Here is a 24,167-nt window from a genome sequence, read left to right on the forward strand (position 1 = left end):
TCGAATGAGGATTTCTAGATCCCGGGATCAAGTTGATATGCTAATATATATATTATGATATCAGTGATTCGTTATGGTATATCAAAATGAGCTATGTAACCGAGCCGATAGTGGCGACCCTTCGCGAAGCACGGGTACGTAAAGGGCTGAGCCAACGGGAGCTGAGCGCTCGCTCGGGTGTACCTCAAAGCCATATCTCGAAAATCGAGTCAGGGAGTGTTGATCTACGCGTGTCCAGTTTGATTGCACTCGCCCGTGTGCTCGACCTAGAGCTATTGGTTGCGCCTAAAAAGTCTGTTCCTGCGATACAGTCGATCATTAGAAGCAGTAGCGGTACTCACGTTGAAGGTGAGCACGTGTCGCCAGCTTACCTTTTAGATGAGGAAGACGATGACTAACCTTGTGTCCACTCTGAATGTTTTGCTGCACGGTGAACCTGTCGGCACGATCACCAACGTGGGTCATGACAGAACGCTATTTGCTTTTACAGATGGCTACATCAATGATGAATCGCGACCGGTGTTAGGACTTGGCTTTAAAGATTCGCTGGGTGGCTTGCTGACTGATTTCAAACCAACCCAAACCCGACTGCTTCCGTTTTTCTCCAATCTACTGCCAGAAGAAAGGATGCGCCACTACCTGGCAGAGCGTGCAGGTGTGAACCCGGCGCGGGAATTTTTTCTATTGTGGGCACTCGGACAAGACTTGCCCGGTGCGATCACAGTAGAGCCAGCCAATGGTGAAGTGCTCCCACCAAATTATCATAACGAAACGCAAGGTGATCCGAAACGTGAGGCACCTATGCGCTTTTCATTAGCGGGTGTGCAGTTGAAATTTTCCGCCGTGCAACAGGCAAAGGGTGGTTTAACGATCCCGGCAACAGGCCAGGGCGGCTCATGGATTGTGAAGTTGCCGTCGTCTCGATTCGAAGCTGTACCCGAAAATGAATATTCGATGATGGAATTGGCACGCATGCTGGGAATGGATGTGCCAGAGACCCAGCTGCTGCCGATTAATCAGATTGCCAATATCCCGGAAGGGATCGGACAGTTTGGTGAAAGTGCCTTTGTGATTAAGCGTTTTGACCGTGCGGATGGCCGTGCCATACATATCGAGGACTTTGCCCAGGTGTTTGGCGTATACCCTCACGACAAGTATCAAAAAGCCAGTATGCGTAACATTGCTCAGGTGCTGGGCGTAGAAGGTCAAGATGAAGACATTGCCGAATTTACCCGCCGATTGGTCTTCAATACGCTGATAGGCAATGCGGATATGCACCTGAAAAATTGGTCGGTGATATACAAAGACAAGCACACAGCATCTATTGCCCCCGCGTATGACTTTGTTTCGACCGTACCCTATATCCCCGATGATAGTGCGGCCCTAAAGGTCAGCCGCAGTAAAAAGTTCAGCGACTTCACGGTAGATGAGTTATCACACTTGGCTGCGAAAGCCATGTTGCCGGAAAAGTGGGTGTTGGAAATTGCCAAGGAAACCGTTGCAGGTTTCCATGAGGTTTGGGCGAAAGAGAAAGCACACTTGCCCCTGACCCAATCCATGATCGAGGCCATCGAGCGGCACCTGCGCAGCATACCAATTTGGTGATGAGTGGGACCCGAAAGCAATATTTGGCGGAAAAGGCTGCCTCACTTGGGATGAAATCCAGCATGAGCTATAGGTTGGCTATCGATCATGCAGCTTCAGGGAGCAACGAAAAAATCACGAGGACTCAAGCAAATCATGGCAGACCCGTTTGGGCATATCGATTCACTTCTAGTCGACCTTCACGACGGCATACAAAGTTACGCAGAAACCGCTTATTTGATGGCTAACCCCAAAAATGCAGAACGCTTGCTGCAAGCCATTGCTCGTCTGAAGGCTGGCGAATACATACATGTGTACACGCGCCCATACACGCCGAAAACGAATGGCAAGGCGGAGCGTTTTATACAGACGATGATCAGGGAGTGGGCATATGCGGTGCCCTACGCAAATCAGTTTATTATGGAGCGTTTGTCAAGTGATGGTGTGAATTCTTGCCAGGCGTTCATGAGCGGTTGGGACTGAAATGAGCTAAACCTACTGACATCCCAGTAACGCTTTACCCGCACGACAAAGAGTGTGTTAGCAATGCTCCTTCAACAATCGGGGCTTTCCTTCGCTTGCTTTGGGAAGCAAACAGCGTGAGAGGTACTCATGGCGAAAACTTATTCATCCGTTAACTTACCGGCTTCGCTGATTGAAGCGGCTAAAGCGGCTGGGCTCAAAGAGCAGCGCTCAGCGGCTGAACAGATCGAGTTTTGGGCTGATATTGGGAAGCGTGTGGCCCCACACTTGAGTCCAATCGAGCTATTGGAACTTTCTTCAGGCTTCGCGCAAGCAAAGCTCGAGCCCATTGCGGATTCAGTCGTAAATTCTGGTGACGTATTTCAAGCTCTCGAAGAGAAACGTCGTCTTGGAACCCTCAGTCATTCTGTAACGCGAAGCGCTCTGCGCTACCAAGCTTCGAGTCGGTATCCTGGCAAGCTGGAGCGTATCAGTCTCGACGGTCGGATTGAGGTGGGTATATTTAGCGGCGGTGAATTTCAAGCAGACAGTGAATGATCACGTTTTTTTCAGTCTCATCAATCTTTCCTTATCTTTTTAATTAAGCTTGAATCGCCTAAAACATGCGCCTACGGAACAAAACATTACCACACACAAATGCAATTAAAATGAATTTATCATAACCTAATGTTATGTTTATTTGAGAGGCTATGAACAATGACTCCAAGACAGATTGAGGCTTTCCGAGAAGTTGTGCTCAACGGCAGTCTTACTGCCGCAGCGTTGACACTAGATATCTCTCAACCAGCCGTAAGTCGAATGATCAAAGATCTGAGCGATGAGCTCGGGCTCACTTTATTTACCCGAGAAAAGGGGCGTATGACTCCAACGCACGAAGCGTTGACGCTCTTCCAAGAAGTTGAGCGATCATTTATTGGTTTCGAAAAGATTAGGCATGCTGCGAAACAGCTCCAGGAGCTTCAGTCCGGGCGATTAAGAATCGCAGCAATGCCAGCATTAGGTGGCTCAATGATTCCAGAGGTTGTTGATCGATGCTGATGCTACATCCTGATATCGCCCTACATATTGAAATTCACTCATCTCCAATGGTCGTTGATCTACTTCAGGAACATCGGGTTGATCTAGGCTTCGTTCAAACAAATTTAGTGCCTCAGTTCATTACACCAGAGCGCCACCTACACATTCAGATCCCCTGCGTCTGTATTTGTCACCGCAACCATCCATTCTCAGATCTAAGCGACATAGGCATAGAGGACATGGATGGTGAAACATTCATTGAGCTCAACCCCAGTAGCCACATCAGCAAAAAATTCAACAACCTTTGTAATGCTAAACGAGTCAATCCAAAACGTCGGATACAAGCATCACTGTCCCAAGTGGTTTGCAACTTAGTAGCCAGAGGGCATGGTATTTCTATTGTTGATCAGATTAATGCTACCCAGAACAAGCAGCCAAACTTATGCTATCTACCGCTGAGGACTCCTATGTTTTACGAATTCCATCTGATGTACCCACCTGTCTCTGCGCCTAGTCCGCTTGTAAATCAATTTGTTGATCAATTTATAAACCTTCTACCCGAAGGGGCTCTAATAGAGAAATGTGGGGGTTAAGTCTATGATATTCAGGACGAAGCCAAACCTATAACTCAGTAAGAACACCTACATTGAACGTTAGAATTGGACTGTGTGCTAAACTGTTCTCAGATCTGTTTGTCAACACCGAATAAATTCGGGATTGCGCCCTCGGCGGCTTTGGTATCACAATCACGAACGACCCAACATGGGACTCGGAGGTATTACCTAACCATGGGTAAATCAACATTTACAGCTAGCAGCCTCGTGCCCCAGCAACAGCGTCATGCTGCATTGCTAGCAGTGTTAAACATATTGGAAAAATGGGGGTGCACCACAGAAGAGAAGATGGCACTGCTGGGAGTTGAAACCGAAGCCGTATTTTACGATTACCAACGCGACCCGATAGACATTTCACTGGACACCATGGAACGTCTTTCATATCTGCTCAATATCCATGCACTGCTGAGAACACAGTTTTCAGATCCGGCTTCTGTCTATGGGTGGGTAAAGAAGCCAAACAGCTCCACTTTCTTTGATGGCCGTAGTGCTATGGACGTTATGACTCAGGGTAAAGTCGTGAATCTATATGAAGTAATGCGAAGATTAAACCTAACTTAACAATAAATAGCTTATGGCTTGATGAAAATACCGTAATCCTCCTTAATTTTTATTGAAATTTCAAGTAGGCCAGCGTTCAACTGAGCCGCCTTCATAATTGCATTGATAATCTCAACTTGCTCTTTGGGGCTTAGCTCTACGATTTCACATCCATCGCGGTCCCCTCGAGGGCCTTTGACCAAGCTTGATGGCTTTGAAAATGGCTTACTTTTTGCCATGACTTCCTTTCTTTGATTACTTGCCGAACACCACAAGTAACAAGTAAATGCGGTCTTACCAGTCTGTCCATAAAGGGTAGCAGGCTGAGGCAAAATATACATGACAGCTAATTGCTAAATGAGCCTATCAAAGTGTACCAGCGCGCTTGGAAATTGTTGCGAGTACGTCAGCTAGGGTAGATAGACTTATTCATAACTTTACCTGCAGAACTCTAGCAATATTCTCAGCTGTAAACCTTAGGTTAACAGCGCCATCTTTCAACGCACTTGACAGGTCGGTAACACCTTGCGTAATACTAAAAACTGCATTAACCCCCTCTCGGTACACAGCATCAACATCTTTAGATACAGAGCCTGCAATGACTACAACAGGGATGCCATGTTCCCGAGCCCTCCTGGCCACACCAATTGGTGTTTTTCCACGCACAGATTGACCATCAATTCGGCCCTCACCGGTCACTACCAAATCAGCATCTTCAAAATGCCTATCGATAGATACAGCATCCAATACAATATCAATTCCGCTCCTGAGATTTGAATTGAAGAAGGCCAAGAACATTGCACCTAAGCCACCAGCAGCTCCTGCCCCTGGAGTGTTCAAGATATGTTTTGATGTAATACGCTCGAGAACCTGCCCAAAATGCCTAAGGCTTTCATCCAAGAGCTTCACCATACCATCATCAGCCCCTTTCTGAGGCCCAAAAACAGCAGAAGCTCCATTCGCACCAACCAAGGGATTATCGACATCACAAGCTATTTCAAACCGAGCATCAAATAAACGCTCATCCAGGCTATTAAGATCGATGGTAACGAGCCTTGATAATGCACCACCACCTAGAGACAGGTCTTGACCCTGTTCATCTAAAAGGCGGGCACCTAAGGCTTGTAACAAACCGGCACCAGCATCATTAGTAGCCGTTCCACCTAGCCCCACAATGAAATGACGAGCACCATGATCGAGTGCAGCAAGAATGAGTTCCCCCGTACCACGAGAGGTAGCTAGCCAAGGGTTACGAGAGCCTGGCTCAACCAGGTCCAGGCCGGAAGCAGCTGCCGCTTCGATTACAGCCGTCTTTCCATCACCCAGCATTGCCCATCTAGCATTAATGCAGTTGCCCAGAGGATCGCTCACGCGCGAAGTAAACCAATATCCATTGGTCGCAGTTACCAGCGCATCAGTTGTGCCCTCACCACCATCTGCAACCGGCACTTGTACTATTTCAGCATCTGTAAGAACTGAAGCCATCCCTTCAGCAATCGAGGAGGCGGCCTCAATCGCAGTAAGGCTTTCCTTAAACGAATCTGGCGCTATAACTATTTTCATATCTCTGTCCTAGCCTAATCACCTTGAGCATTATCGTTCAAAGTACGATAGCTTACTTTGGCAGGAGGCACAGATATCAGACCACGAGATACTAAAGAATTGTGCAAGAGTACAAAAACAAGCTATAAATAAAAAATCACCCTCTACCATTGATTTTATATTCATATAAACGAGCAGCGATATAGCATTCCATCATAGACCGCCAAGAGCTGACATCAAGTTCAAGGTAATCCGATATTTTACCCAACCTATACCTCAACGTATTCCTGTGTATGAACAAACGCTCAGAACATCGCGTATAGTCACAATCCTCCTCAAAAAAAACTTTTAGCGTCTTAAATAAAACACCACTTGAATCTTTCTTATCCAAAAAAACGAATCTTTCCAAAAAAGGAAGTGAGGAAGGATTGTTTCGAGCCTGATATATATACAAATCCAAAAAAAAATCAGCCGCAAAATAGACTTTCCGATCACGTTCCAAATTCATCTCAAGCATATCCATAGCAGACTGATAAGAAGATATTATATCTTCTCTACTACTGGCAACGACGCCTACAGAAACCGTTAAATCACATGTAAAATTTTCCCTTATATAGTTAAACTCATTTATTACACTCTCACGCAGGCCTTCTATAGTCTTCTTATATTTCAAACAATTCAACGACCGAAGCTGAACAATATGACTGGCAGATATCATGCCACTAATTTCGATTGATGATAGATTTTTATTCCAAGATTCATAAATTCTCTGGACACGCTGAAAGTCCTTTTCACCTCTTAAATCATCACTTCCGATATGCATAACGACAACAACCGATGGGGTATCCAGATCAAGCCCCAACCTGTACTCTCTGTCAGAAAAGAAACTATCAAACGGCCCACCCTCAACAAGCCTAAGCAGCACCTCTTCCCGTTGACGCCGATCCCATTGCACTTCTGTTGCTATCAGGGCCTGCTCAACCACAAGCTCAGCCGTCATCGCCACCAAGTCAGCATACTTTCTAACACGTTCCGGGTTACCAGTAATGCCTACAACACCAACAATATCTCCCTGACTAAATATAGGTATATTCAATCCACTTTTGACACCATCAATCGAGCTCTCACGATCAATATGAATATCTATCTCCCCTCTACTAGATATAACTCTCAAGGCTCCTTCGTGGACTCTCCCGATACGGCCTTCATCGCCTGATCCAATAATGAGGCCATTCCTATCCATCACATTGATGTTGAAACCACATATTTTCATTGCCCTATCAACAATTTTTTGGGCAACATACTGATCCAGTAGCATTAGAATTCTCACTAAAATTAACTACCAATAGTCTAGCACAACATGCTAGTGCCCAAAGAGAGCATAGAGGCTATTGTGCATCTCTACAAAATAAACAGATAGTTCCAGCTTTTTTTCGTTCTTATGCACGAAGCTTCATGATCTAAACAGGCTCATAATTAGCATTATTAATGCGAGCAACTGGAGATTCAAGATCATGAGGCGCACAAAAATAGTAGCCACACTTGGCCCTGCGTGTAACTCCCCAGAGAAAATAGAACAACTCATTCTGGCAGGTGTTGATACTGTCCGACTCAACTTTTCTCATGGCTCTAACGATGAGCATATTCAACGCGCCGCATATGTTCGAGAAGCTGCAGCCAAACACAGCCGACATGTTGCCATCTTGGGTGACCTTCAGGGTCCAAAAATTAGAATATCACGCTTTAAAGAAGGGCAAATAATACTAAAGGAAGGACAAGGTTTCATTCTTGACACCAACCTTGATAAAGAATCTGGGACACTGGAGAGAGTTGGTGTTGATTATCCAGAATTGGCAAACGACTGCTCTTCAGGTGATACTCTTTTACTTGATGATGGACGAATCATACTGGAAATAGAATCCATCAAAAACAATGAAATCCATTGTAAAGTATCAGTAGGCGGAAAGCTTTCAAACAACAAAGGTATTAATAGAAAAGGCGGTGGTCTTTCTGCCGACGCCCTAACTGAAAAGGATAAAAAAGACATTTCATTAGCAAATATAATTGGGGTTGATTACCTTGCCGTATCTTTTCCTAGGTATGCTTCTGATATAGAACATGCAAGAAAGCTTTTAGCTCAGACAGGCAGTATTGCGGGCATTATTGCAAAAATCGAAAGGGCAGAGGCTGTTAGCAGCCTCGAAACACTACATGAAATCATAGATGCTGCTGATGGTGTTATGGTAGCACGAGGTGACTTAGGTGTAGAAATTGGCGATGCCGAACTAATCAGTGTTCAGAAGCAAATCATCGAAAATGCCAGGAAGCGAAATAAGGTAGTAATTACAGCTACCCAGATGATGGAATCCATGATTAACAGCCCTATGCCAACCAGGGCAGAAGTATCAGATATTGCCAATGCAGTATTAGATGGTACAGATGCTGTAATGCTTTCGGCAGAAACAGCAGCAGGCCAATATCCTATAGAAGCTGTTGAAACGATGGTCCGCATCATCATGGGTACCGAGAAGCACCCTTTGGTTAGAAATTCCAGTTATCGATTGAATCAAACATTTAGCAAGATTGATGAAACAATTGGCTTAGCAGCGATGTACGCGGCTAATCACTTGTCTGGTGTTAAGGCTTTAGTTTGTCTGACCGAAACCGGGGCAACCCCCCTATTGATGTCACGATTGAGCTCCGGTCTTCCAATATTTGCGCTTTCTCCGAATGAAGAAACTTTGCGACGTGTTGCACTTTATCGGGGAGTTAAACCCTTAGAGTTTGATACATCCAGGATTTACAAAAGTGAAATCAATCAACGTGCCGTTAACAGCCTTGTTTCATTCAATGAAGCGAAAGATGGTGATCTTGTAGTTATGACTAAAGGCGATTACCTCAATGTACACGGCGGCACAAACACAATGAAGATAGTTCGCGTAGGCGATAATATTTTATAAGACAGAAAAATATTTTTTTAAAGAAAATATTAGTTCTACGGCAATCATATCGAACAGGAACCAGTTTTCATACTGACTTTCAACCGGTATAGCCAGATCTAAATTATCACCTGCTTAACAAATAGGAGGGCATATGCTGGACTTCCACATCTCAAACATTCTTGGACGTGAAGTTCTGGATTCACGTGGTAACCCGACGGTTGAAGCGGACGTGATCCTGGCTTCCGGCGTGGTGGGTTCTGCCTGCGCACCGTCCGGTGCATCGACCGGTTCCCGTGAAGCACTGGAACTGCGTGACGGCGACAAGTCCCGTTACCTGGGCAAGGGCGTTCAGAAAGCGGTTGCTGCGATTAACGGTGCAATCCGTGAAGCCCTGGTCGGCATGGACGTAACCGACCAGCGTGCGCTGGATGACAAGATGCTGGCGCTGGACGGTACCGAAAACAAATCCAACCTGGGCGCCAATGCCATTCTGGCGGTGTCTCTGGCAGCGGCGAAAGCGGCTGCGACCGAAAAAGGCATTCCCCTGTACGCGCACATTGCCGACATCAACGGCACTGCGGGTCAGTTCTCCATGCCGGTACCGATGATGAACATCCTCAACGGTGGTGAGCACGCGGATAACAACGTTGATATCCAGGAGTTCATGGTTCAGCCGGTGAGCTTCGACAACTTTGGTGATGCCCTGCGTTGCGGCGCTGAGATCTTCCACGCCCTGAAATCTGTTCTCAAGGCACGCGGCCTGAACACTGCAGTGGGTGACGAAGGTGGTTTCGCGCCGAACCTGGGTTCCAACGAAGAAGCCCTGGTTGTGATCAAGGAAGCGATCGACAATGCCGGCTACAAGCTGGGTACTGATGTGACCCTGGCGCTGGACTGTGCCTCTTCCGAGTTCTACAAGGATGGCAAGTACGACCTGGCCGGTGAAGGCAAGGTGTTCGATGCTGAAGGTTTCGGTGACTACCTGGCGCAGTTGTGCGAAAACTATCCGATCGTCTCCATCGAAGATGGCATGGACGAATCCGACTGGGACGGCTGGGCCAGCCTGACCCGCAAGATCGGTGACAAGGTACAGCTGGTCGGTGACGACCTGTTCGTAACCAACACCAAGATCCTGAAGGAAGGTATCGACAAGTCCATCGGTAACTCCATTCTGATCAAGTTCAACCAGATCGGCTCTCTGTCCGAAACCCTGGATGCGATCAAGATGGCCAAGGATGCCGGTTACACTGTTGTTATCTCTCACCGCTCCGGTGAAACCGAAGACACCACCATTGCCGATCTGGCAGTGGGTACAGCAGCGGGCCAGATCAAGACCGGATCTCTGTGCCGTTCCGACCGTGTGGCCAAGTACAACCGCCTGCTGCGCATCACGGAAGAGCTGGGTGCCGGCGCGGTTTATAACGGCTTGATAGAACTCAAGGTTGCAGGTTAGTTCCTTGAGAGCTTTCACGGCAGGATCAGTGGTAACCCGACCTTAAACCATGAGCAGAGTTGGCAGGGCCAGCCTCAAAACGAGGCTGGCCCTGCTGTCAAGATCCAGACTTTCAGGCCTGTTACTGACCTCAATGCTAGAATAAACTGACCCTCTCCCCCCTCTCAGCTCCATCAGTAAACGAATCTGCCCCTTCTTTCCTTTCACCGTATGCGCCTCCTCCCCCCTCCCGCAAGAAGCCACACAGCTCTGCAATGCAGAGCTAAATTCAAGCACATGGATGGTGCAACGACTGGCTTGAGTTGATAAGCGTCAAAACCGTGTTGCTAAGCGACACCTAGAGTGCTATAAATGACACCACTAAATAACTAGTTAGTTATTAGGCAAGTTGAATGATTGATCTTGAGATCACAGCGATCGCGCTGAATGGTGAAGATAATAAGAGGAAAAATTGCCATGTCTTTTATGAAAAAATTCGTTGAAGAAAGTAAGTTGTCTCGCAGAGACTTTCTGCTCAAGACCTCTCTTGGCATTGGTGGTGTGGCAGCTGCTTCAATGATAGGCCCAGCAGGGATGGCTATGGCTTCAACAACTCCTACTTTGGCTTGGGGCTACCGGACACCTGATAACCCTTACTGGAACTCAATCGCTTCTGGTGGGGAAAACTTTGCCAAGTCTGTTGGACTCGACATGACCCACCTGATCCACGGCGGCAACAACGAAAAGATCCTGGCGGATGTAAAAGCGTTGCTTTCCAAGACAAGAGGAAACCTGGCTCTTTCAGTTGATGCCAACGACTCACCAAACGCCCGATCAATTGTTCAGGCCTGTGCAGAAAAGGGCGGTTTTGTTAGCACTATCTGGAACAAAACTGACGACCTGCATCCTTGGGAATTTGGGGACAACTATGTTTGTCACATTAGCTGGTCTGATTACAAACCGGCTCAAGAGGTTGCTGAAATTCTCATGGAGGCAATTGGCGGTAAAGGTGGCATTGTCGGTATCGGTGGTATTGCATCCAATATCCCTGCTATCGAACGAAAAGCCGGCCTACTAAAAGTCCTGGAAAATTATCCCGAAGTCGAGCTGCTGGATTGGCAGGCCGCAGACTGGAGTACAACCAAAGCCAATAACGTGATGGCAACCATGTTGACTCGTTTCGGTGATGAGATTAAAGGGATTTTCTCTTCAAACGATTCGATGACACTGGGTATTCTTGAAGCATTACGTGCCGAAGGCTTGGCTGGTCAGATTCCGATTGTCTCATTTGATGGTGCAGCAGATGTAGTGAAATTGATTATTGGCGGTGAGGTACTTTGCACTGTTAGCACCAACCCATATTGGGCCGGTGGTATTGCACTATCCCTTGCTTATCATGCTGCTATTGGTACTTATAAACCATCCGCTGAACCACATGAACATCGTGAATTCCTTGGTCCAGCTATTTTGATTACACAGAAAGATGCGAAAAAATGGTATGAGGAGCAAATTGCTCAGATACCAGAATATGACTGGAAAGATTTCTGGAAGTTTTCTAGCGGACAAATCAGCTACGAAAAACTCTGATATATAAAAGGGGTTTGTAAGGTGGTAGAAAATTCTGCTACCACCTTATTAATTTTTCCTTAACGAAATATCCAGGCAACAAAATGCTTACTTCATTTAATAAAGACTTTCTGCAAAGATGGGCACCTCTCATTGTACTTATTGTACTTTGTGTAGTCGTATCCATTATTAATCCTAACTTTTTGTCAGTGCGAAACTTTGCTCGCCTTACTACTGCATCTGCAGCACCTTTGATGCTGGCTATAGGTGTTACATTTATCATCATCATGGGCTCTATTGACCTATCCATGGAAGGGATCATGGCTTTCTGTGGCGCAGCTTTAGCGATGATAATGCTAGAATTTAATAGTTTCCTTGAATGGGGGTTTCTTGCTATTCCCGCTTCTATCCTTATAGGTATAGCACTAGGGCTTGTAAATGGATTCATTCATGTAAAACTTAAAATACCTTCTTTTCTCGCTAGCCTTGGCATCGGTTTTTCCTGTATTGGGCTGACAATGGTTATGACTGGTGGAATCAGAATTTCCGCTAATGACCAAGTATTTCGCTTACTGCTAACCGAGCGTTTCTTTGGCTTTCCTCTGATGGTTTATGTAGCCTTCGCTGCACTGCTACTGGCCTACTTCATTCAGAAAAAAACAGCGCTTGGCCGCAACCTTTACGCTATAGGTGGTGGTGAAGAGCTTGCCCATGCATCCGGTGTAAAAGTTGAGCGTGTACGAATCATTGCATTTGCACTTGCCGGTGCCTTTTATGCATTAGGTGCTATGTTTGCTGTCGCACAGATAGGCTCTGTTGCAAGTAATCTTGGCACCGGTTTTATGTTTGTTTCAATTACATCCGTTGTTGTTGGTGGCACAGCTCTTATTGGTGGTATCGGTGGTATCTGGCAGACCCTTACAGGCGTACTAATAGTTGCAGTTATCAGCAATGGAATGGTTCTTGCTGGTTTACCGACCTACATTCAAGAAGGTGTACTCGGTGTTCTAGTTATCCTTTCTGTAGCTGTAGCTACTAATCGTAAATCAGTTCAACTCGTTAAGTGAGGCTGCCATGCTGCAATTTAAAAAAGTAGAGAAGACATTTCCAGGGGTTCGAGCCCTTAAAGGAATTGACTTCGAAATCAAGCGTGGCGAGATTGTAGGGCTTGTCGGCGAGAATGGTGCTGGAAAATCCACCTTGATGAAGGTTATTTATGGAGCCTATCAGCACGATGGTGGTGAGGTTCTAATAAACGAAAAGCCTGTTGTTTTCAAGAATCCTCGTGACGCCATGGAAAATGGCATTGGGATGGTTTTCCAAGAGCAGTCTCTGATCACGAACCTGTCTGTAATGGAAAATATTTTCCTCGGCTTTGAAGATCAGTTCATGACGCTGGGAATCATTAACTGGCGAAAGATGGCTTCCGCTGCACGCGATCAACTTAAAAAAGTAAAGCTTGATATTGACCCTTATACTACAACATCAGAGCTATCGTTTACCCAACGTCAGTTGGTTGAACTTGCCAAAGTATTGACTCTCGAAGAGCGGGTCAAAGGCGACCTTGTTATATTGCTTGACGAACCGACCTCTGTATTACCGCGTAAAGAAATCGAACTACTCTTTGACCTGGTTAGAGAGCTGCGTAGCCGAGCCTCTTTTGTCTTTGTCTCACACCGCATGGATGAGGTGATTGAGCTATCTGATCGCATCTATGTAATGAAAGATGGTGAAGTTGTAGATGTCGTTGACAGTGAGAACTGTGATGTTGATGCAATCCAGCACAAAATGGTGGGGCGTGAAATAGATAAACGCTACTACCGTGAAGATAAAAAAAGCCCCTATAAGCAGGATGAAGTTTTGGTCGAAACACAGGGGTTGGGTAAAGACGGAGAATTCCAGGATGTATCCATTAAGCTCCGAGCAGGTGAAGTCTTAGCTCTGGTCGGCACTGAAGGTTGTGGAACCGAAGGTGTTATCCGCAGCATATTCGGATTGGAACACCCTAGCAACGGCAAACTATTTCTTAATGGGAGTCAGGTCTTTAACTTTAGTGCATACAATGGCGTAAAAAATGGTATTGGGTATATTCCGCGTGAACGAAAAATTGAAGGTATTGTAGGAGGCATGTCAGTCGTTGAAAACATGACACTGGCAAACATGAACGACTACAGCACCTGGGGCGTACTCAAACCCTCCATTGAACGAAATTTGGCACAAGACTGGGTTAAAAAACTTTCAATAAAAACAGCCAATATTGATACAAACTGTGGAAATCTTTCTGGTGGAAACCAGCAGAAAGTAGTTTTGGCGAAATGGAGAAGCGCTGGAGCAAAAATCATTCTATTGGACCATCCAACTCGTGGCCTAGATATCGGTGCTAAGGAAGATGTCTATGATATGGTCCGGGAGATGTGTGATGATGGCTGTGGTGTTATTTTAATTGCTGACACACTTGAAGAAGCGCTTGGATTAGCGCATACAATTGCTGTTTTCAAGGATGGAAAAATTCAGAAGTGGTTTAAAAGCGGTGAAAGCAATCAGCCTGATCAGTATGACCTGCTGCACTATATGATTTGAAATAGGAGTCTAATAATGACTAAAAGTAAAACAATCCAGGCTCCGGGTACTACTCTAGAATCTGAAGCTACATCAGAAAGAAAACACAAAAAAATAAATAAAACGCAGATTACAAAGTATCTGCCATATATTACACTTTTCAGCCTTGTTGTGTTAATTAGCCTTTATGACCCGGCTTTTATAAGAATAGAAAACCTGCTCCAAACAGCGCAGGATATCTCAACTCTATTCATTATGGCATTGGGTATGACATTCGTGATATATATTGCCGGCATTGACCTTTCATCTCAGTCTGTTGCCAGCATGACCACTGTTATTGTTGCACTTCTATTACCGTCTCTTGGTGTTGGTGCTGCTTTAGCCGCCGTACTCATCGGTGCGTTCTACGGCATGATATCGGGTATTGTACATACAAGATTTAAAATCGCATCTTTTATCGCGACCCTTGCAGTAGGTGGTATTGCCTATGCTACCGGCCAAGTCGTATCAGGCCAGCGGTCAATCTATATGCCAGCTGATCTGCGCGAACAAAGCCTGGGCTGGCTGGTTGGAAATACTGCTGGAATTCCACATGAAATCCTGGTTGCTCTTGCCCTCCTCTTGATTGCATTATTTATTGAACGTCGTACAGTTTTTGGCAGGTCTCTTAAGGCTGTAGGCTCTGGCGAACTAGCAGCAGTTGCTAGTGGCCTGAAGGTAACAAAAATTAAGATTATGGCATTTGCCCTTTCAGGTGCTTTCGCGGCAATTGCTGGCGTCATGCTCGCCACCCGACTATCGGGTGGCTCTCCAACCATGGCAGACCAATTCCTTTTGCCCGCAATTGTAGCTGTATTGGTCGGCGGTACACCGTTGACTGGCGGCATCGGTGGTGTACTTAACACTCTTGTCGGTGCACTTATCGTAGCAGTAATTCGTACAAGCATGACTTACCTTGAAGTTCCCGCTGAAGCACAGCAGATCTTCTTTGGCATTGTGCTCATCTCCGCAATTGCACTGACTATTGACCGATCAAAGGTCAAGGTCGTGAAGTAGCCTTCTAGCAAGGACATTAAATCGGGCTCTGTATCAGAGCCCGCCCTTTGCAGCCCCTTTTCACTACAGCTCCCTTATTACTCGCCACTACCCCAAATGCGGTCAAGAATTTTTCAAAAAGGCAAAAAGGTAGTCTTACATCGCACCTGATTCTTTAAATACACCCTCTCCTAAAACCGGACCAGGAAAAACTGTTGTTCTCCGGCATATTGCAACGATGCCGACGGAGCACCTCGCCCTGAAGGATGTCATCGAAAAAAGCTCTAAAGCCTTCGCAGCATCGGGACTTGATCGACCACATGCGTACAGAAGAGCACGGTTTGATTATCCGGTAAGCCCGTGTAGCGAGAAGTCTTCACCCTTCGGTCTATCACTACCAGCCGGATCTGTCTGATGGACAACTTCAACCTCGAACACTGGCTATCGAGATAGATCAGAGCCTGCCGGCGGCTCTGATCACCAGGACACTGAATCAGATCGTCGTCGGCGGTGGAAGCCGCTAAAAGTGAGCGGTAGACAGCAGTTCGGACTTCATCGAACCCGGCAAGCCAACACAGAGTTCCTACATCGAACACTTTAATCGTACCTACCGTGAGGAGGTGTTGGATTTCTATATGCTTGCGGAAGTGCGGGAATCACCGGCAAGTGGCTTATCAAATACAACGGCGAGAGACCATATGAATTACAGGGATATATTTCGTCCTGCTTTCCAGTCCCAACTTAACGACCGGATTCTCCAATAATCACTGGCACTAAAACAGAAAAGTTTACAAGAGCTTATTCCAGATACTTAAGCGTGAGCGAATCAAGGGCAGAATCTGCCCAAGCCACGCTGAAGCGCGAAGTGACGTGTCCGTTTATACCGCGATGTTTACAACTCGAATCAGCGCCATGGTTCCAATGCAGGAGCGTAGCCAGTAGACTTTGAAAAGCAGTATTTTCTAATCTGCAGAGTGTCTAAGAAACTCGGAGCGACTCAGTGCTAAAGCCAGATCCGGCTTGGTATGAAAAAGCCAAGTATCTCTAGACTGTACAACACAAGTCTAACCAGCGATATACCTGAGCTTTATATTGGAAAAGGCTGCCGCCAACTCACGCTGGCGGCGATATATTAGTTGACCCCATACATAGCCAAGAGCGACTGCATCCGTGTCACTGCCATTGAGCGGTCTCTAAGTAGGCCCGCCTGATCAGCAAACTGGAATACTCTTGAATAGTGTGTAATCTCCCGAGCCGACTGCATTCCTCCAGCCATTACAAAGTGGTTTTGATGTCCGTTGAGCCACGCAAGGAAAACCACGCCGGCTTTATAATATTGTGTCGGTGCTTTAAAGATTTCACGTGACAAGGGAACGGTTGGCTCCAACAAGTCCCTGTATCCCTTTGTATCCCCCTTGGCTAGCTTACAAAGCGCCGCCGAGGCAGCTGGAGCGATGGCATCAAAGATACCTAATAGTGCATGTGAATATTTCTCACCGTCGCCTTCTATAAGCTCGGAATAGTTAAAATCATCACCTGTATACATTTTGACACCATCAGGCAAACGATTCCGGAGCTCAACTTCCCACTCTTTACTCAAAAGTGAGATTTTGATGCCATCAACCTTCTCACGATTTGATTCAATGATTTGCAATACTGTACCCATTGCCAGGCCAATATCCTCACTTCCCCAGTATCCTTTCAGGGCCGGATCAAAAACATCACCAAGCCAATGCAAGATGACTTTATCCTGAGCTTGGTTCAGCAAACGATCATAGACACGGATATAGTCCTCTGCCGATTGTGCTACTGCGGCCAAAGCTCGGCTTGCCATCAGGATAAGGCGACCACCTTTTGATTCAATAGCATCCATTTGCTCTTCGTAAGCTGCCACTACATCATCCAGGGACTGAACGTCTGCAACACTTAGTTGATCTGTACCGGCCCCAGCTGCCAGGTCTGCTCCATCTACAGCACGCGCCTCATCCAGACTCCGGTGAATGAGCTCTTTTGCTGTCGGCCAGTCCACGCCCATCCCCCTTTGAGAGGTATCCATCGCTTCTGCAATTTTAAAACCTTGACTCCATAAGTGATGCCGAAAAGCCATCGTCGCTTCCCAGTCAATACTCGGCTTGTCCAGCCAGCTACTACCCTGTCGAAGGGGATCAACAACCACATGAGCAGCAGCATAAGCAATGCGGTTGAACTCAGGGTTCTCTGGCGCCAGCACTGGAGCCTCGTTGCTGAGTTGATATTTATTCAGGCTGCCATCGGCCTGAGGAAGAAGAATAGTCGTCATCGTTTACCGTCCAAGTTGCCAACAAGTATCCAAAAGGTTACTTACAAGTATCCGGATAGTTACCAAAATACTTCATTTTGTCAAGTCAAGTAAGTGGCATAAGAGCCCTGTGTTCATCATCGATGAAACGCCCATGCTGATTCGCTTGACCGAGAGACCACCAATCATTAATCTAACTAGTTAGTTACTTGTGAATTGTTGTAAAGTAGCCCAACAGAACATTCCGGCGTCTAGCCAAAGAGGAAATACCACAATGTATATGACCGAAGTACATGAACAGATCCGTGACATGACCCGAAAGTTTGCGGATGATGTCATCCGCCCAGTCGCCGAAGAACTGGACCGGGAGGAACGTTTTCCAGCGGAAATCTATAGTCAAATGGGTGAGCTGGGTCTTTTTGGTATTGCCATTCCTGAAGAACACGGCGGTGCAGGTCTTGATGCCGTAGCCTATGCGGTTGTTATGGAGGAGCTCTCCCGAGGCTACGCTTCTGTTGCCGACCAATGCGGTCTAGTCGAGCTGCTTGCAACCCTGCTTTCTCACTACGGTAACCAGGAACAGCGCGACGCCTATCTTGGTAAGCTTCTTCGAGCCGAGAGCAGAGGCGCATATTGCATCACTGAAGCCGGTGCCGGCTCTGACGTTTCTGGTGTCAAAACCACAGCAGCCCGCAATGAAAACGGTTGGCTGCTGAATGGAGCTAAGCTTTGGATCCACAATGCTCCTGTCGCAGATGTTGCCTTCGTTCTTGCTCGTACAGACAAAGATGCCGGACATCGTGGCATGAGCATTTTTATTGTTGACTGTAATCTTGAAGGCGTGTCCAAAGGACCGAAAGAACACAAGATGGGGCAACGTGCCTCCCAGGTAGGAGAGCTGCATTTCGACAACGTTCAGCTGCCGTCATCGGCTCTTCTTGGTCAGGAAAACCGCGGCTTTCACATGATGATGAGCGCACTCAACAAAGGCAGAGTCGGTATAGGCGCGCTGGCAGTTGGAATTGCAAGGGCCGGCCTCGAGGCAGCTGTCGACTATGCAAAACAGCGTAAACAGTTCGGACAGAATATCGCTGACTTCCAAGGGGTCCAGTTCATGTTGGCAGATATGGCCAAGGATACAGAAGCGGCCCGATTGCTGGTTCATAACGCAGCGCACAAAATCGACAATGGTGAAGAAGCAACGTCAGCCTGCTCGATGGCAAAGTGTTTCGCAGGAGACACCGCTGTTCAGCATAGCGCTAATGCTGTACAGATTTTTGGTGGTAGTGGCTTTATCCGTGGTTTCGAAGTTGAGCGCCTTTATCGAGATGCCAAGATCACTCAGATCTATGAAGGCACTAACCAAATTCAGCGCATGATTATTGCTCGCCAGCTGCTGGCTTGATCAACAAGGACTCGTAACCATGACCAAACCTGTAGTATTAATCACTGGTGCATCTGGCGGTATCGGACTGGCTATTGCTGTCGCAATGGGCCAGTCTGGATTCAATGTAGCTCTGAATTCATTACCTGAAGACAAAGCCTTGAATGACGCAGTCACAACAGTTCAGGCAACCGGCGCACAGGTAATTGCAGTACCTGGTGATGTTGCTGACTTAGAGACCCATAACACCATGCTAGACCTGGTTCAGGCACACTTCGGTCGTTTGGACTGCCTAATTAACAATGCAGGTGTTTCAGTAATGTCTCGCGGAGACTTGCTGGATGTATCAACGGAAAGCTTCGACCGCTGTCATACGGTTAATACCCGGGGCACATTTTTCCTGACACAAAATGCTGCTCGAAGGATGCTTACCACTGATGCTTGTAAACACCATCGTTCGATCATCAACATCACATCGTCGAATGCCGTTGCAGTTTCAGTTAACCGTGGTGAATATTGTATTTCCAAGGCAGCCTCATCCATGGGAAGCCGACTCTTTGCACAACGCTTGGCAAGCGCCGGTATCGGTGTCTATGAAATTCAGCCAGGGCTGATCGAAACACAGATGACAGCCCCATCTAAGCCGAAATATGACGTTCTCATCGAACAGGGTCTTACTTCTATCCCCCGCTGGGGACAACCAGAAGAAGTCGCCAGTGTGGCTGTTTCCATGGCCAACGGGAATCTTCCTTATACCGTAGGCCAGGAAATTCGTGTTGATGGCGGCCTAATGATGCCTAAATTCTGACCTCAAGGAGGCGCCAGCATGAGAGATCTTAAGGGCCGTTTCGACTTATTATCGATTAATACAGCGACTTTCGGCTACCAGACGGAGTTGGACAAAACCGTTGACTTGCTTGCATCTCATAATATCGGCGGCATAGCGCCTTGGCGACGTGAAGTGGAAGCTTTCGGTGTAGACAAAGCAGCTCGATTAATTCGTGATGCGGGCCTGGAAGTAACTGGTTACTGTCGCAGCAGCTACTTTCCAGCGGCCACCAAGGAAGAACGCTTGGCCGCTGTCCAGGATAATATTAAAGCTCTGGAAGATGCTGCAACACTAGGCGCAGATTGTTTTGTTGCAGTAGTCGGTAGCATCACCCATGAAAATCCAAGCTTGGAGGATGTCCGGCAGCAGACATTAGAAAGCCTTATCCAGTTAGCCGGCAGAGCACGAGAGCTTCAGGTTCCGATAGCACTTGAACCCTTACATCCGATGTATGTAGGAGATCGCAGCTGCCTGAGCAGCTTATCTCAAGCTATTGAATGGTGCGACATTATTGATGCTGAACATCCTGGTTCAGTCGGCATTGCTGCTGATGTCTACCACCTTTGGTGGGATCCAGATCTAGATAAACAGCTGACCCAGGCTGGTAGCCGCCTTTTGGCATACCATGTATCTGACTGGCTGGTCCCTACTGAAGACCTCTTGACAGACAGAGGAATGATGGGAGATGGCGTCATCCAATTACCCACCATCCGCAACTCGGTTGAAAGGGCTGGTTATAACGGACTCATAGAGGTGGAAATTTTTTCCAGTAAGAATTGGTGGAAAAAATCTCCTGCTGAGACACTGCGTACCTGTATGGAACGTTTCCAAACTCATGTTTAACCAATATCTTTTTTCTCTAATCCAAAGAATGCTGGCATCCTTTTTGCCGGCACTCTTTTATAACTATCTATGCAATTAGATTGTATATTTATAATTTATACCTCTCACAATCCTTTCCCATAACTCCTCAATCCAGACAAGGTGAAATATTAGCTATATGACTATAAGCAGCCCCCGACAAAAAAGAGATCCAGAAGAGACTCGCAAGCGGATCCTCAACTCAGCAAAAAAAGAGTTTGCATTGAAAGGCCTTGCTGGCGCGAGGGTTGATACAATTGCCGATCGAGCAAAAGCCAACAAACGCATGATTTACCACTACTTTGGTAACAAGGAAGAGCTATTCCAAAAAGTTATAGAAGAAGCTTATCTAGACATTCGTAGTGCTGAAAAAAAACTTAATATTGTGCAACTAGAGCCTATCGAAGCAATTGAAACATTGGTTCGTTTTTCATGGGACTACTACCTCAAAAATCCCGAATTTCTCGCCTTGGTCAACAGTGAGAACCTGCATAGAGCCCGTCATTTGAAGAAAGCACAGAAAATCATAGAAGTTCATGAAGGCTTTGTTCTCATGATGAAGGAAATTCTAAACCGTGGTGTAAAGCTTGGAATTTTCAGGGATAACATAGACCCAGTACAGCTGGTAATTACTATTGCGAGCATCAGTTATTACTATCAAACCAATCGCCACACTGGATCAATCATATTTCAGCGTGACCTTATGAGTCCCGAAGCTCAAGCCGAGCGTCTTGATTTCAATATTGATACTATATTAAGACTTGTGTGCTCGTAACATTCCCCCTGGATCAAGATTCCCTAACCAAACCTCTGATCCAGGAGCGCTGCCTATTCAATCTTCACTATTGGGGCATCCCAGACCGGGGACAATTCACGTGGAGAAACAACACGCTTATTCGCTTTCCGAAGCAAGCCTATAGTATTCATTTCATTCTCTGATAATTCAAAGTCGAAAATATCCAAATTGGCCCGAGCATTTGATTCTTTAGTAGACATTGCGACAGCTGCTACCCCCTGCTGAATAATCCAACGCAATGCAACTTGCGGCACTGATTTACCATAACTATGAGCTATGGAATCTAAAACTTCATTATTCATAAAGGCCCCTCTGGCTAAAGCGCAATAGCCACCCAAGCTTATACCTAAGTCACTACAAGCATTTTGCAAAAGCCTCTGGTCAAGCAATGGATGAAACTCAATCTGGTTGATTGAAATAAGTCCCGGGAACTCGCTCTCAGCTTCCTTCAGCTGCGAGCATGTAAAGTTACTCACTCCAATGTGTTTGGCGTAGCCCCTGCGTTTAGCTTCCATCAAAAGCTCGAGTGGTTGAATTTGACTTTTACTATTAATTGGCCAATGCAACAACAAATAGTCAACATAGAATAGCCTCAAGTCTTTAAGACTACGCTCTACAGATGCCAAAAAACGCTCAGGTACTACATTTAATGGATCAATCTTTGTAGTTATAATAAAGTCTTCCCTAGACAAACCTGAAAAACGTATAGCTTCGCCTACATCTTTTTCATTTCCATACATTTGTGCTGTATCAATATGCCGATAGCCAACATCAAAAGCCATCTCCACAGCATTTTGTGCTTGACTCGATTTTAACGGAAATGTTCCAAACCCAACTGCAGGAATCTGTGTTTTACCAATTTCAAACATTGTCACCACTGTTACTTTGAGTACGTATTATAAAATATAAAAGAGGCAGCCCGAGTAGCGCCTACCTACCCGGCTACCTACATGTTCGGGTAGTTGGGCCCGCCCATGCCTTCAGGCGTGACCCAGGTGATATTCTGGGCCGGATCCTTGATGTCGCAGGTCTTGCAGTGCAGGCAGTTCTGACCGTTGATCAGGAACCGCTTGCCGTTTTCGTCCTCGACGATCTCGTACACCCCAGCCGGGCAGTAACGCTGCGCCGGCTCTGCAAACAGCTTCAGATTCTGCTTGAGTGGGATATCTGCATCGGCCAGTTTCAGGTGGCAGGGCTGATTTTCTTCGTGGTTGGTGTTGGACAGGAACACTGACGACAGCTTGTCGAAACTCAGTTCACCATCCGGCTTAGGATACTTGATCGGCTCATAGTGATCCGCCGGTACCAGCTGGGCATGATCCGGATGGTTGTCATGCAGGGTCACCGGAATACGACCGCCAAACCAGTTCTGGTCGATGTAGTTGAAGGCACCACCCGCCAACTGACCGAACTTGTGCATCGCCGGGCCGAAGTTGCGTGAGCGATACAGCTCGTCATACAGCCAGGACTCCTTGAACAGCGCGTTAAAGCGCTCCAGTTCCTGGCCGCCCTCATCGTTCTGTTTCAGTGCTTCGAAGATCGCTTCAGCTGCAATCAGGCCCGATTTCATGGCCGTGTGCGTGCCCTTGATCTTGCTGAAGTTCAGGGTGCCGGCATCACAGCCAAGCAGTAGACCGCCCGGGAAGGTCATCTTCGGCAGGGAGTTGTAGCCGCCCTTTGTAATCGCACGGGCACCATAGGACACACGCTTGCCGCCCTTAAGATGACGCGCCAGTACCGGGTGATGTTTGAGACGCTGGAACTCGTCGAACGGACTCAGATGCGGGTTCTTGTAGTTCAGGTCGATAATCAAACCAACGACCACCTGATTATTATCGGTGTGGTAGAGGAAGAAGCCACCACTGGTTTCCTTATCCAGCGGCCAGCCGGAACCGTGCACCACCAGACCGGGCTGGTGCTGTTCCGCCGGAATATCCCACAGCTCCTTGATGCCCAGGCCGTAATGCTGGGCATCAGCGCCCTTGTACAGACTAAACTTGTTGATCAGCTGCTTGCCCAGATGGCCACGGCAGCCTTCAGAGAAGATGGTGTACTTGGCGTGCAGCTCCATCCCCGGCATGTAGTTGGGACCCTGCTCGCCTTCGGCGGTGACACCCATATCGCCGGTGGCGATGCCTTTGACACTGCCATCCCCGTTGAACAGCACTTCGGAGGCGGCAAAACCGGGAAAGACTTCAACGCCCAGCGCTTCCGCCTGCTCCGCCAGCCAGCGGCACAGGTTACCCAGGCTGACAATGTAGTTACCCTGGTTGTGCATGGTTTTGGGCACGAACGCGTTGGGCACCCTGGTACCCTGCTGCTCATTTTTCAGCAGATAGACTTCGTCTTCGGTCACCGCCGTATTCAGCGGTGCACCCTGCTCTTTCCAGTTCGGGAACAGCTCATCCAGGGCACGGGTCTCAACCACCGCGCCGGACAGAATATGAGCACCGACTTCAGAGCCCTTTTCGACCACACAGACGGTCAGTTCCTGTTCGTTTTCCTGTGCCTGCTGCATTAAACGGCAGGCGGTGGACAGGCCCGCAGGGCCTGCTCCGATGATAACCACATCGAATTCCATCGCTTCTCGATCCATCTTTGATGACCTCCCCTCAAGTAAAAAAAACCCTAGGGAAACCTAGGGTAAAGAGCCGTCTTCACTTATTCCCCAGTGGAGAATTTCACAGTGCTATACCTGTAATTTC

The 24,167-nt window shown here is 47.1% G+C and carries 22 protein-coding genes and 2 pseudogenes; 18 read left to right on the top strand and 6 right to left on the bottom strand.

The features are described from left to right. Nucleotides 1–86: 86 nt before the first annotated feature. From ACN0R1_RS10605 to ACN0R1_RS10635, 7 genes and pseudogenes are all read left to right on the top strand, one after another. Entirely contained in the window at nt 87–398 is a 312-nt protein-coding gene (locus ACN0R1_RS10605) for a helix-turn-helix domain-containing protein (protein WP_417582606.1), read from the top strand. Next, entirely contained in the window at nt 391–1,605 is a 1,215-nt protein-coding gene (locus ACN0R1_RS10610) for a type II toxin-antitoxin system HipA family toxin (RefSeq protein WP_417582608.1), read from the top strand. The genes ACN0R1_RS10605 and ACN0R1_RS10610 overlap by 8 nt, the downstream gene beginning before the upstream one ends. A 288-nt stretch (nt 1,606–1,893) precedes the next feature. Beyond that, nucleotides 1,894–1,995, top strand: a pseudogene (locus tag ACN0R1_RS10615) (integrase core domain-containing protein); the annotation flags it as partial. Between the two features lie 201 nt (nt 1,996–2,196). After that, nucleotides 2,197–2,604 carry a TA system antitoxin ParD family protein gene (locus ACN0R1_RS10620; protein WP_417582610.1) on the top strand — a complete coding sequence of 136 codons (408 nt, stop codon included), beginning with the start codon at nt 2,197–2,199 and terminating at the stop codon, nt 2,602–2,604. 159 nt (nt 2,605–2,763) lie between these two features. Next, nucleotides 2,764–3,105 carry a LysR family transcriptional regulator gene (locus tag ACN0R1_RS10625; RefSeq protein WP_417582612.1) on the top strand — a complete coding sequence of 114 codons (342 nt, stop codon included), beginning with the start codon at nt 2,764–2,766 and terminating at the stop codon, nt 3,103–3,105. Continuing rightward, nucleotides 3,105–3,677 (top strand): LysR substrate-binding domain-containing protein, encoded by a 573-nt coding sequence (locus ACN0R1_RS10630; RefSeq protein WP_417582765.1) that lies wholly within the window; start codon nt 3,105–3,107, stop codon nt 3,675–3,677. The genes ACN0R1_RS10625 and ACN0R1_RS10630 overlap by 1 nt, the downstream gene beginning before the upstream one ends. A gap of 195 nt (nt 3,678–3,872) precedes the next feature. After that, on the top strand, nt 3,873–4,259 hold the full coding sequence (locus tag ACN0R1_RS10635; RefSeq protein WP_417582614.1) for an antitoxin Xre-like helix-turn-helix domain-containing protein: 387 nt from the start codon (nt 3,873–3,875) through the stop codon (nt 4,257–4,259). Between the two features lie 11 nt (nt 4,260–4,270). Here the strand turns inward: ACN0R1_RS10635 and ACN0R1_RS10640 are convergent, their stop codons facing one another. From ACN0R1_RS10640 to ACN0R1_RS10650, 3 genes are all read right to left on the bottom strand, one after another. Beyond that, entirely contained in the window at nt 4,271–4,477 is a 207-nt protein-coding gene (locus ACN0R1_RS10640) for a hypothetical protein (RefSeq protein ID WP_417582616.1), read from the bottom strand. A gap of 190 nt (nt 4,478–4,667) precedes the next feature. Beyond that, a complete protein-coding gene (locus tag ACN0R1_RS10645) occupies nt 4,668–5,801 on the bottom strand; it encodes a glycerate kinase (protein ID WP_417582618.1) in 1,134 nt (377 codons plus the stop codon). 136 nt (nt 5,802–5,937) lie between these two features. Continuing rightward, nucleotides 5,938–7,098, bottom strand: a complete 1,161-nt coding sequence (locus ACN0R1_RS10650; protein ID WP_417582620.1) for a sugar diacid recognition domain-containing protein — start codon at nt 7,096–7,098, stop codon at nt 5,938–5,940. 196 nt (nt 7,099–7,294) lie between these two features. On the opposite strand from ACN0R1_RS10650, the gene pyk reads away from it, so the two are divergent. From pyk to ACN0R1_RS10685, 7 genes and pseudogenes are all read left to right on the top strand, one after another. Beyond that, nucleotides 7,295–8,740, top strand: coding sequence for a pyruvate kinase (gene pyk / locus ACN0R1_RS10655; RefSeq protein ID WP_417582622.1), 1,446 nt, complete (start codon nt 7,295–7,297; stop codon nt 8,738–8,740). A gap of 133 nt (nt 8,741–8,873) precedes the next feature. Then, entirely contained in the window at nt 8,874–10,175 is a 1,302-nt protein-coding gene (gene eno / locus ACN0R1_RS10660; protein ID WP_417582624.1) for a phosphopyruvate hydratase, read from the top strand. 456 nt (nt 10,176–10,631) lie between these two features. Then, the gene (locus ACN0R1_RS10665) at nt 10,632–11,741 is read left to right on the top strand and encodes a sugar ABC transporter substrate-binding protein (RefSeq protein WP_417582626.1); all 1,110 of its coding nucleotides are present in this window, start codon (nt 10,632–10,634) and stop codon (nt 11,739–11,741) included. Nucleotides 11,742–11,824: 83 nt separating this feature from the next. Then, nucleotides 11,825–12,787, top strand: a complete 963-nt coding sequence (locus ACN0R1_RS10670) for an ABC transporter permease (protein ID WP_417582628.1) — start codon at nt 11,825–11,827, stop codon at nt 12,785–12,787. A 7-nt stretch (nt 12,788–12,794) separates the two neighbouring features. Beyond that, the gene (locus ACN0R1_RS10675; protein ID WP_417582630.1) at nt 12,795–14,300 is read left to right on the top strand and encodes a sugar ABC transporter ATP-binding protein; all 1,506 of its coding nucleotides are present in this window, start codon (nt 12,795–12,797) and stop codon (nt 14,298–14,300) included. 15 nt (nt 14,301–14,315) lie between these two features. Continuing rightward, a complete protein-coding gene (locus tag ACN0R1_RS10680) occupies nt 14,316–15,335 on the top strand; it encodes an ABC transporter permease (protein ID WP_417582632.1) in 1,020 nt (339 codons plus the stop codon). Between the two features lie 530 nt (nt 15,336–15,865). Next, nucleotides 15,866–16,017, top strand: a pseudogene (locus ACN0R1_RS10685) (integrase core domain-containing protein); the annotation flags it as partial. A gap of 429 nt (nt 16,018–16,446) precedes the next feature. Here the strand turns inward: ACN0R1_RS10685 and ACN0R1_RS10690 are convergent. Then, on the bottom strand, nt 16,447–17,613 hold the full coding sequence (locus ACN0R1_RS10690; protein ID WP_417582634.1) for a dihydrodipicolinate synthase family protein: 1,167 nt from the start codon (nt 17,611–17,613) through the stop codon (nt 16,447–16,449). 253 nt (nt 17,614–17,866) lie between these two features. Between ACN0R1_RS10690 and ACN0R1_RS10695 the strand changes: the two genes are divergently transcribed. From ACN0R1_RS10695 to ACN0R1_RS10710, 4 genes are all read left to right on the top strand, one after another. Further along, a complete protein-coding gene (locus tag ACN0R1_RS10695; protein ID WP_417582636.1) occupies nt 17,867–18,997 on the top strand; it encodes an acyl-CoA dehydrogenase family protein in 1,131 nt (376 codons plus the stop codon). A gap of 19 nt (nt 18,998–19,016) precedes the next feature. Next, nucleotides 19,017–19,784: a 3-ketoacyl-ACP reductase gene (locus ACN0R1_RS10700; RefSeq protein ID WP_417582638.1), complete on the top strand. Its 768-nt coding sequence runs from the start codon at nt 19,017–19,019 to the stop codon at nt 19,782–19,784. 18 nt (nt 19,785–19,802) lie between these two features. Further along, nucleotides 19,803–20,648, top strand: a complete 846-nt coding sequence (locus ACN0R1_RS10705; protein ID WP_417582640.1) for a sugar phosphate isomerase/epimerase family protein — start codon at nt 19,803–19,805, stop codon at nt 20,646–20,648. A 157-nt stretch (nt 20,649–20,805) separates the two neighbouring features. Then, nucleotides 20,806–21,441, top strand: a complete 636-nt coding sequence (locus ACN0R1_RS10710; RefSeq protein ID WP_417582642.1) for a TetR/AcrR family transcriptional regulator — start codon at nt 20,806–20,808, stop codon at nt 21,439–21,441. A gap of 53 nt (nt 21,442–21,494) precedes the next feature. Here ACN0R1_RS10710 and ACN0R1_RS10715 read toward each other — a convergent pair whose 3' ends face one another. Beyond that, complete coding sequence (locus ACN0R1_RS10715; RefSeq protein WP_417582644.1) at nt 21,495–22,331, bottom strand: aldo/keto reductase; 837 nt, start codon at nt 22,329–22,331, stop codon at nt 21,495–21,497. A gap of 77 nt (nt 22,332–22,408) precedes the next feature. Then, nucleotides 22,409–24,058, bottom strand: coding sequence for an electron transfer flavoprotein-ubiquinone oxidoreductase (locus ACN0R1_RS10720; protein ID WP_417582646.1), 1,650 nt, complete (start codon nt 24,056–24,058; stop codon nt 22,409–22,411). Nucleotides 24,059–24,167: the final 109 nt, after the last annotated feature.

It is taken from the genome of Nitrincola sp., from assembly GCF_048264025.1.
In the GTDB taxonomy this organism is placed as follows: Bacteria; Pseudomonadota; Gammaproteobacteria; order Pseudomonadales; family Balneatricaceae; genus Nitrincola.

Excerpts from the sequence above, each read along its gene's own strand:
- ACN0R1_RS10640 (WP_417582616.1), bottom strand. The coding sequence starts at position 4,477 with ATGGCAAAAAGTAAGCCATTTTCAAAGCCATCAAGCTTGGTCAAAGGC.
- ACN0R1_RS10620 (WP_417582610.1), top strand. The coding sequence starts at position 2,197 with ATGGCGAAAACTTATTCATCCGTTAACTTACCGGCTTCGCTGATTGAA.
- eno (WP_417582624.1), top strand. The coding sequence starts at position 8,874 with ATGCTGGACTTCCACATCTCAAACATTCTTGGACGTGAAGTTCTGGAT.
- ACN0R1_RS10690 (WP_417582634.1), bottom strand. The coding sequence starts at position 17,613 with ATGACGACTATTCTTCTTCCTCAGGCCGATGGCAGCCTGAATAAATAT.
- ACN0R1_RS10610 (WP_417582608.1), top strand. The coding sequence starts at position 391 with ATGACTAACCTTGTGTCCACTCTGAATGTTTTGCTGCACGGTGAACCT.
- ACN0R1_RS10650 (WP_417582620.1), bottom strand. The coding sequence starts at position 7,098 with ATGCTACTGGATCAGTATGTTGCCCAAAAAATTGTTGATAGGGCAATG.
- ACN0R1_RS10700 (WP_417582638.1), top strand. The coding sequence starts at position 19,017 with ATGACCAAACCTGTAGTATTAATCACTGGTGCATCTGGCGGTATCGGA.
- ACN0R1_RS10715 (WP_417582644.1), bottom strand. The coding sequence starts at position 22,331 with ATGTTTGAAATTGGTAAAACACAGATTCCTGCAGTTGGGTTTGGAACA.
- ACN0R1_RS10705 (WP_417582640.1), top strand. The coding sequence starts at position 19,803 with ATGAGAGATCTTAAGGGCCGTTTCGACTTATTATCGATTAATACAGCG.
- ACN0R1_RS10680 (WP_417582632.1), top strand. The coding sequence starts at position 14,316 with ATGACTAAAAGTAAAACAATCCAGGCTCCGGGTACTACTCTAGAATCT.
- ACN0R1_RS10605 (WP_417582606.1), top strand. The coding sequence starts at position 87 with ATGAGCTATGTAACCGAGCCGATAGTGGCGACCCTTCGCGAAGCACGG.
- ACN0R1_RS10675 (WP_417582630.1), top strand. The coding sequence starts at position 12,795 with ATGCTGCAATTTAAAAAAGTAGAGAAGACATTTCCAGGGGTTCGAGCC.
- ACN0R1_RS10710 (WP_417582642.1), top strand. The coding sequence starts at position 20,806 with ATGACTATAAGCAGCCCCCGACAAAAAAGAGATCCAGAAGAGACTCGC.
- ACN0R1_RS10635 (WP_417582614.1), top strand. The coding sequence starts at position 3,873 with ATGGGTAAATCAACATTTACAGCTAGCAGCCTCGTGCCCCAGCAACAG.
- ACN0R1_RS10665 (WP_417582626.1), top strand. The coding sequence starts at position 10,632 with ATGTCTTTTATGAAAAAATTCGTTGAAGAAAGTAAGTTGTCTCGCAGA.
- ACN0R1_RS10695 (WP_417582636.1), top strand. The coding sequence starts at position 17,867 with ATGTATATGACCGAAGTACATGAACAGATCCGTGACATGACCCGAAAG.
- ACN0R1_RS10670 (WP_417582628.1), top strand. The coding sequence starts at position 11,825 with ATGCTTACTTCATTTAATAAAGACTTTCTGCAAAGATGGGCACCTCTC.
- pyk (WP_417582622.1), top strand. The coding sequence starts at position 7,295 with ATGAGGCGCACAAAAATAGTAGCCACACTTGGCCCTGCGTGTAACTCC.
- ACN0R1_RS10630 (WP_417582765.1), top strand. The coding sequence starts at position 3,105 with ATGCTACATCCTGATATCGCCCTACATATTGAAATTCACTCATCTCCA.
- ACN0R1_RS10720 (WP_417582646.1), bottom strand. The coding sequence starts at position 24,058 with ATGGATCGAGAAGCGATGGAATTCGATGTGGTTATCATCGGAGCAGGC.
- ACN0R1_RS10645 (WP_417582618.1), bottom strand. The coding sequence starts at position 5,801 with ATGAAAATAGTTATAGCGCCAGATTCGTTTAAGGAAAGCCTTACTGCG.
- ACN0R1_RS10625 (WP_417582612.1), top strand. The coding sequence starts at position 2,764 with ATGACTCCAAGACAGATTGAGGCTTTCCGAGAAGTTGTGCTCAACGGC.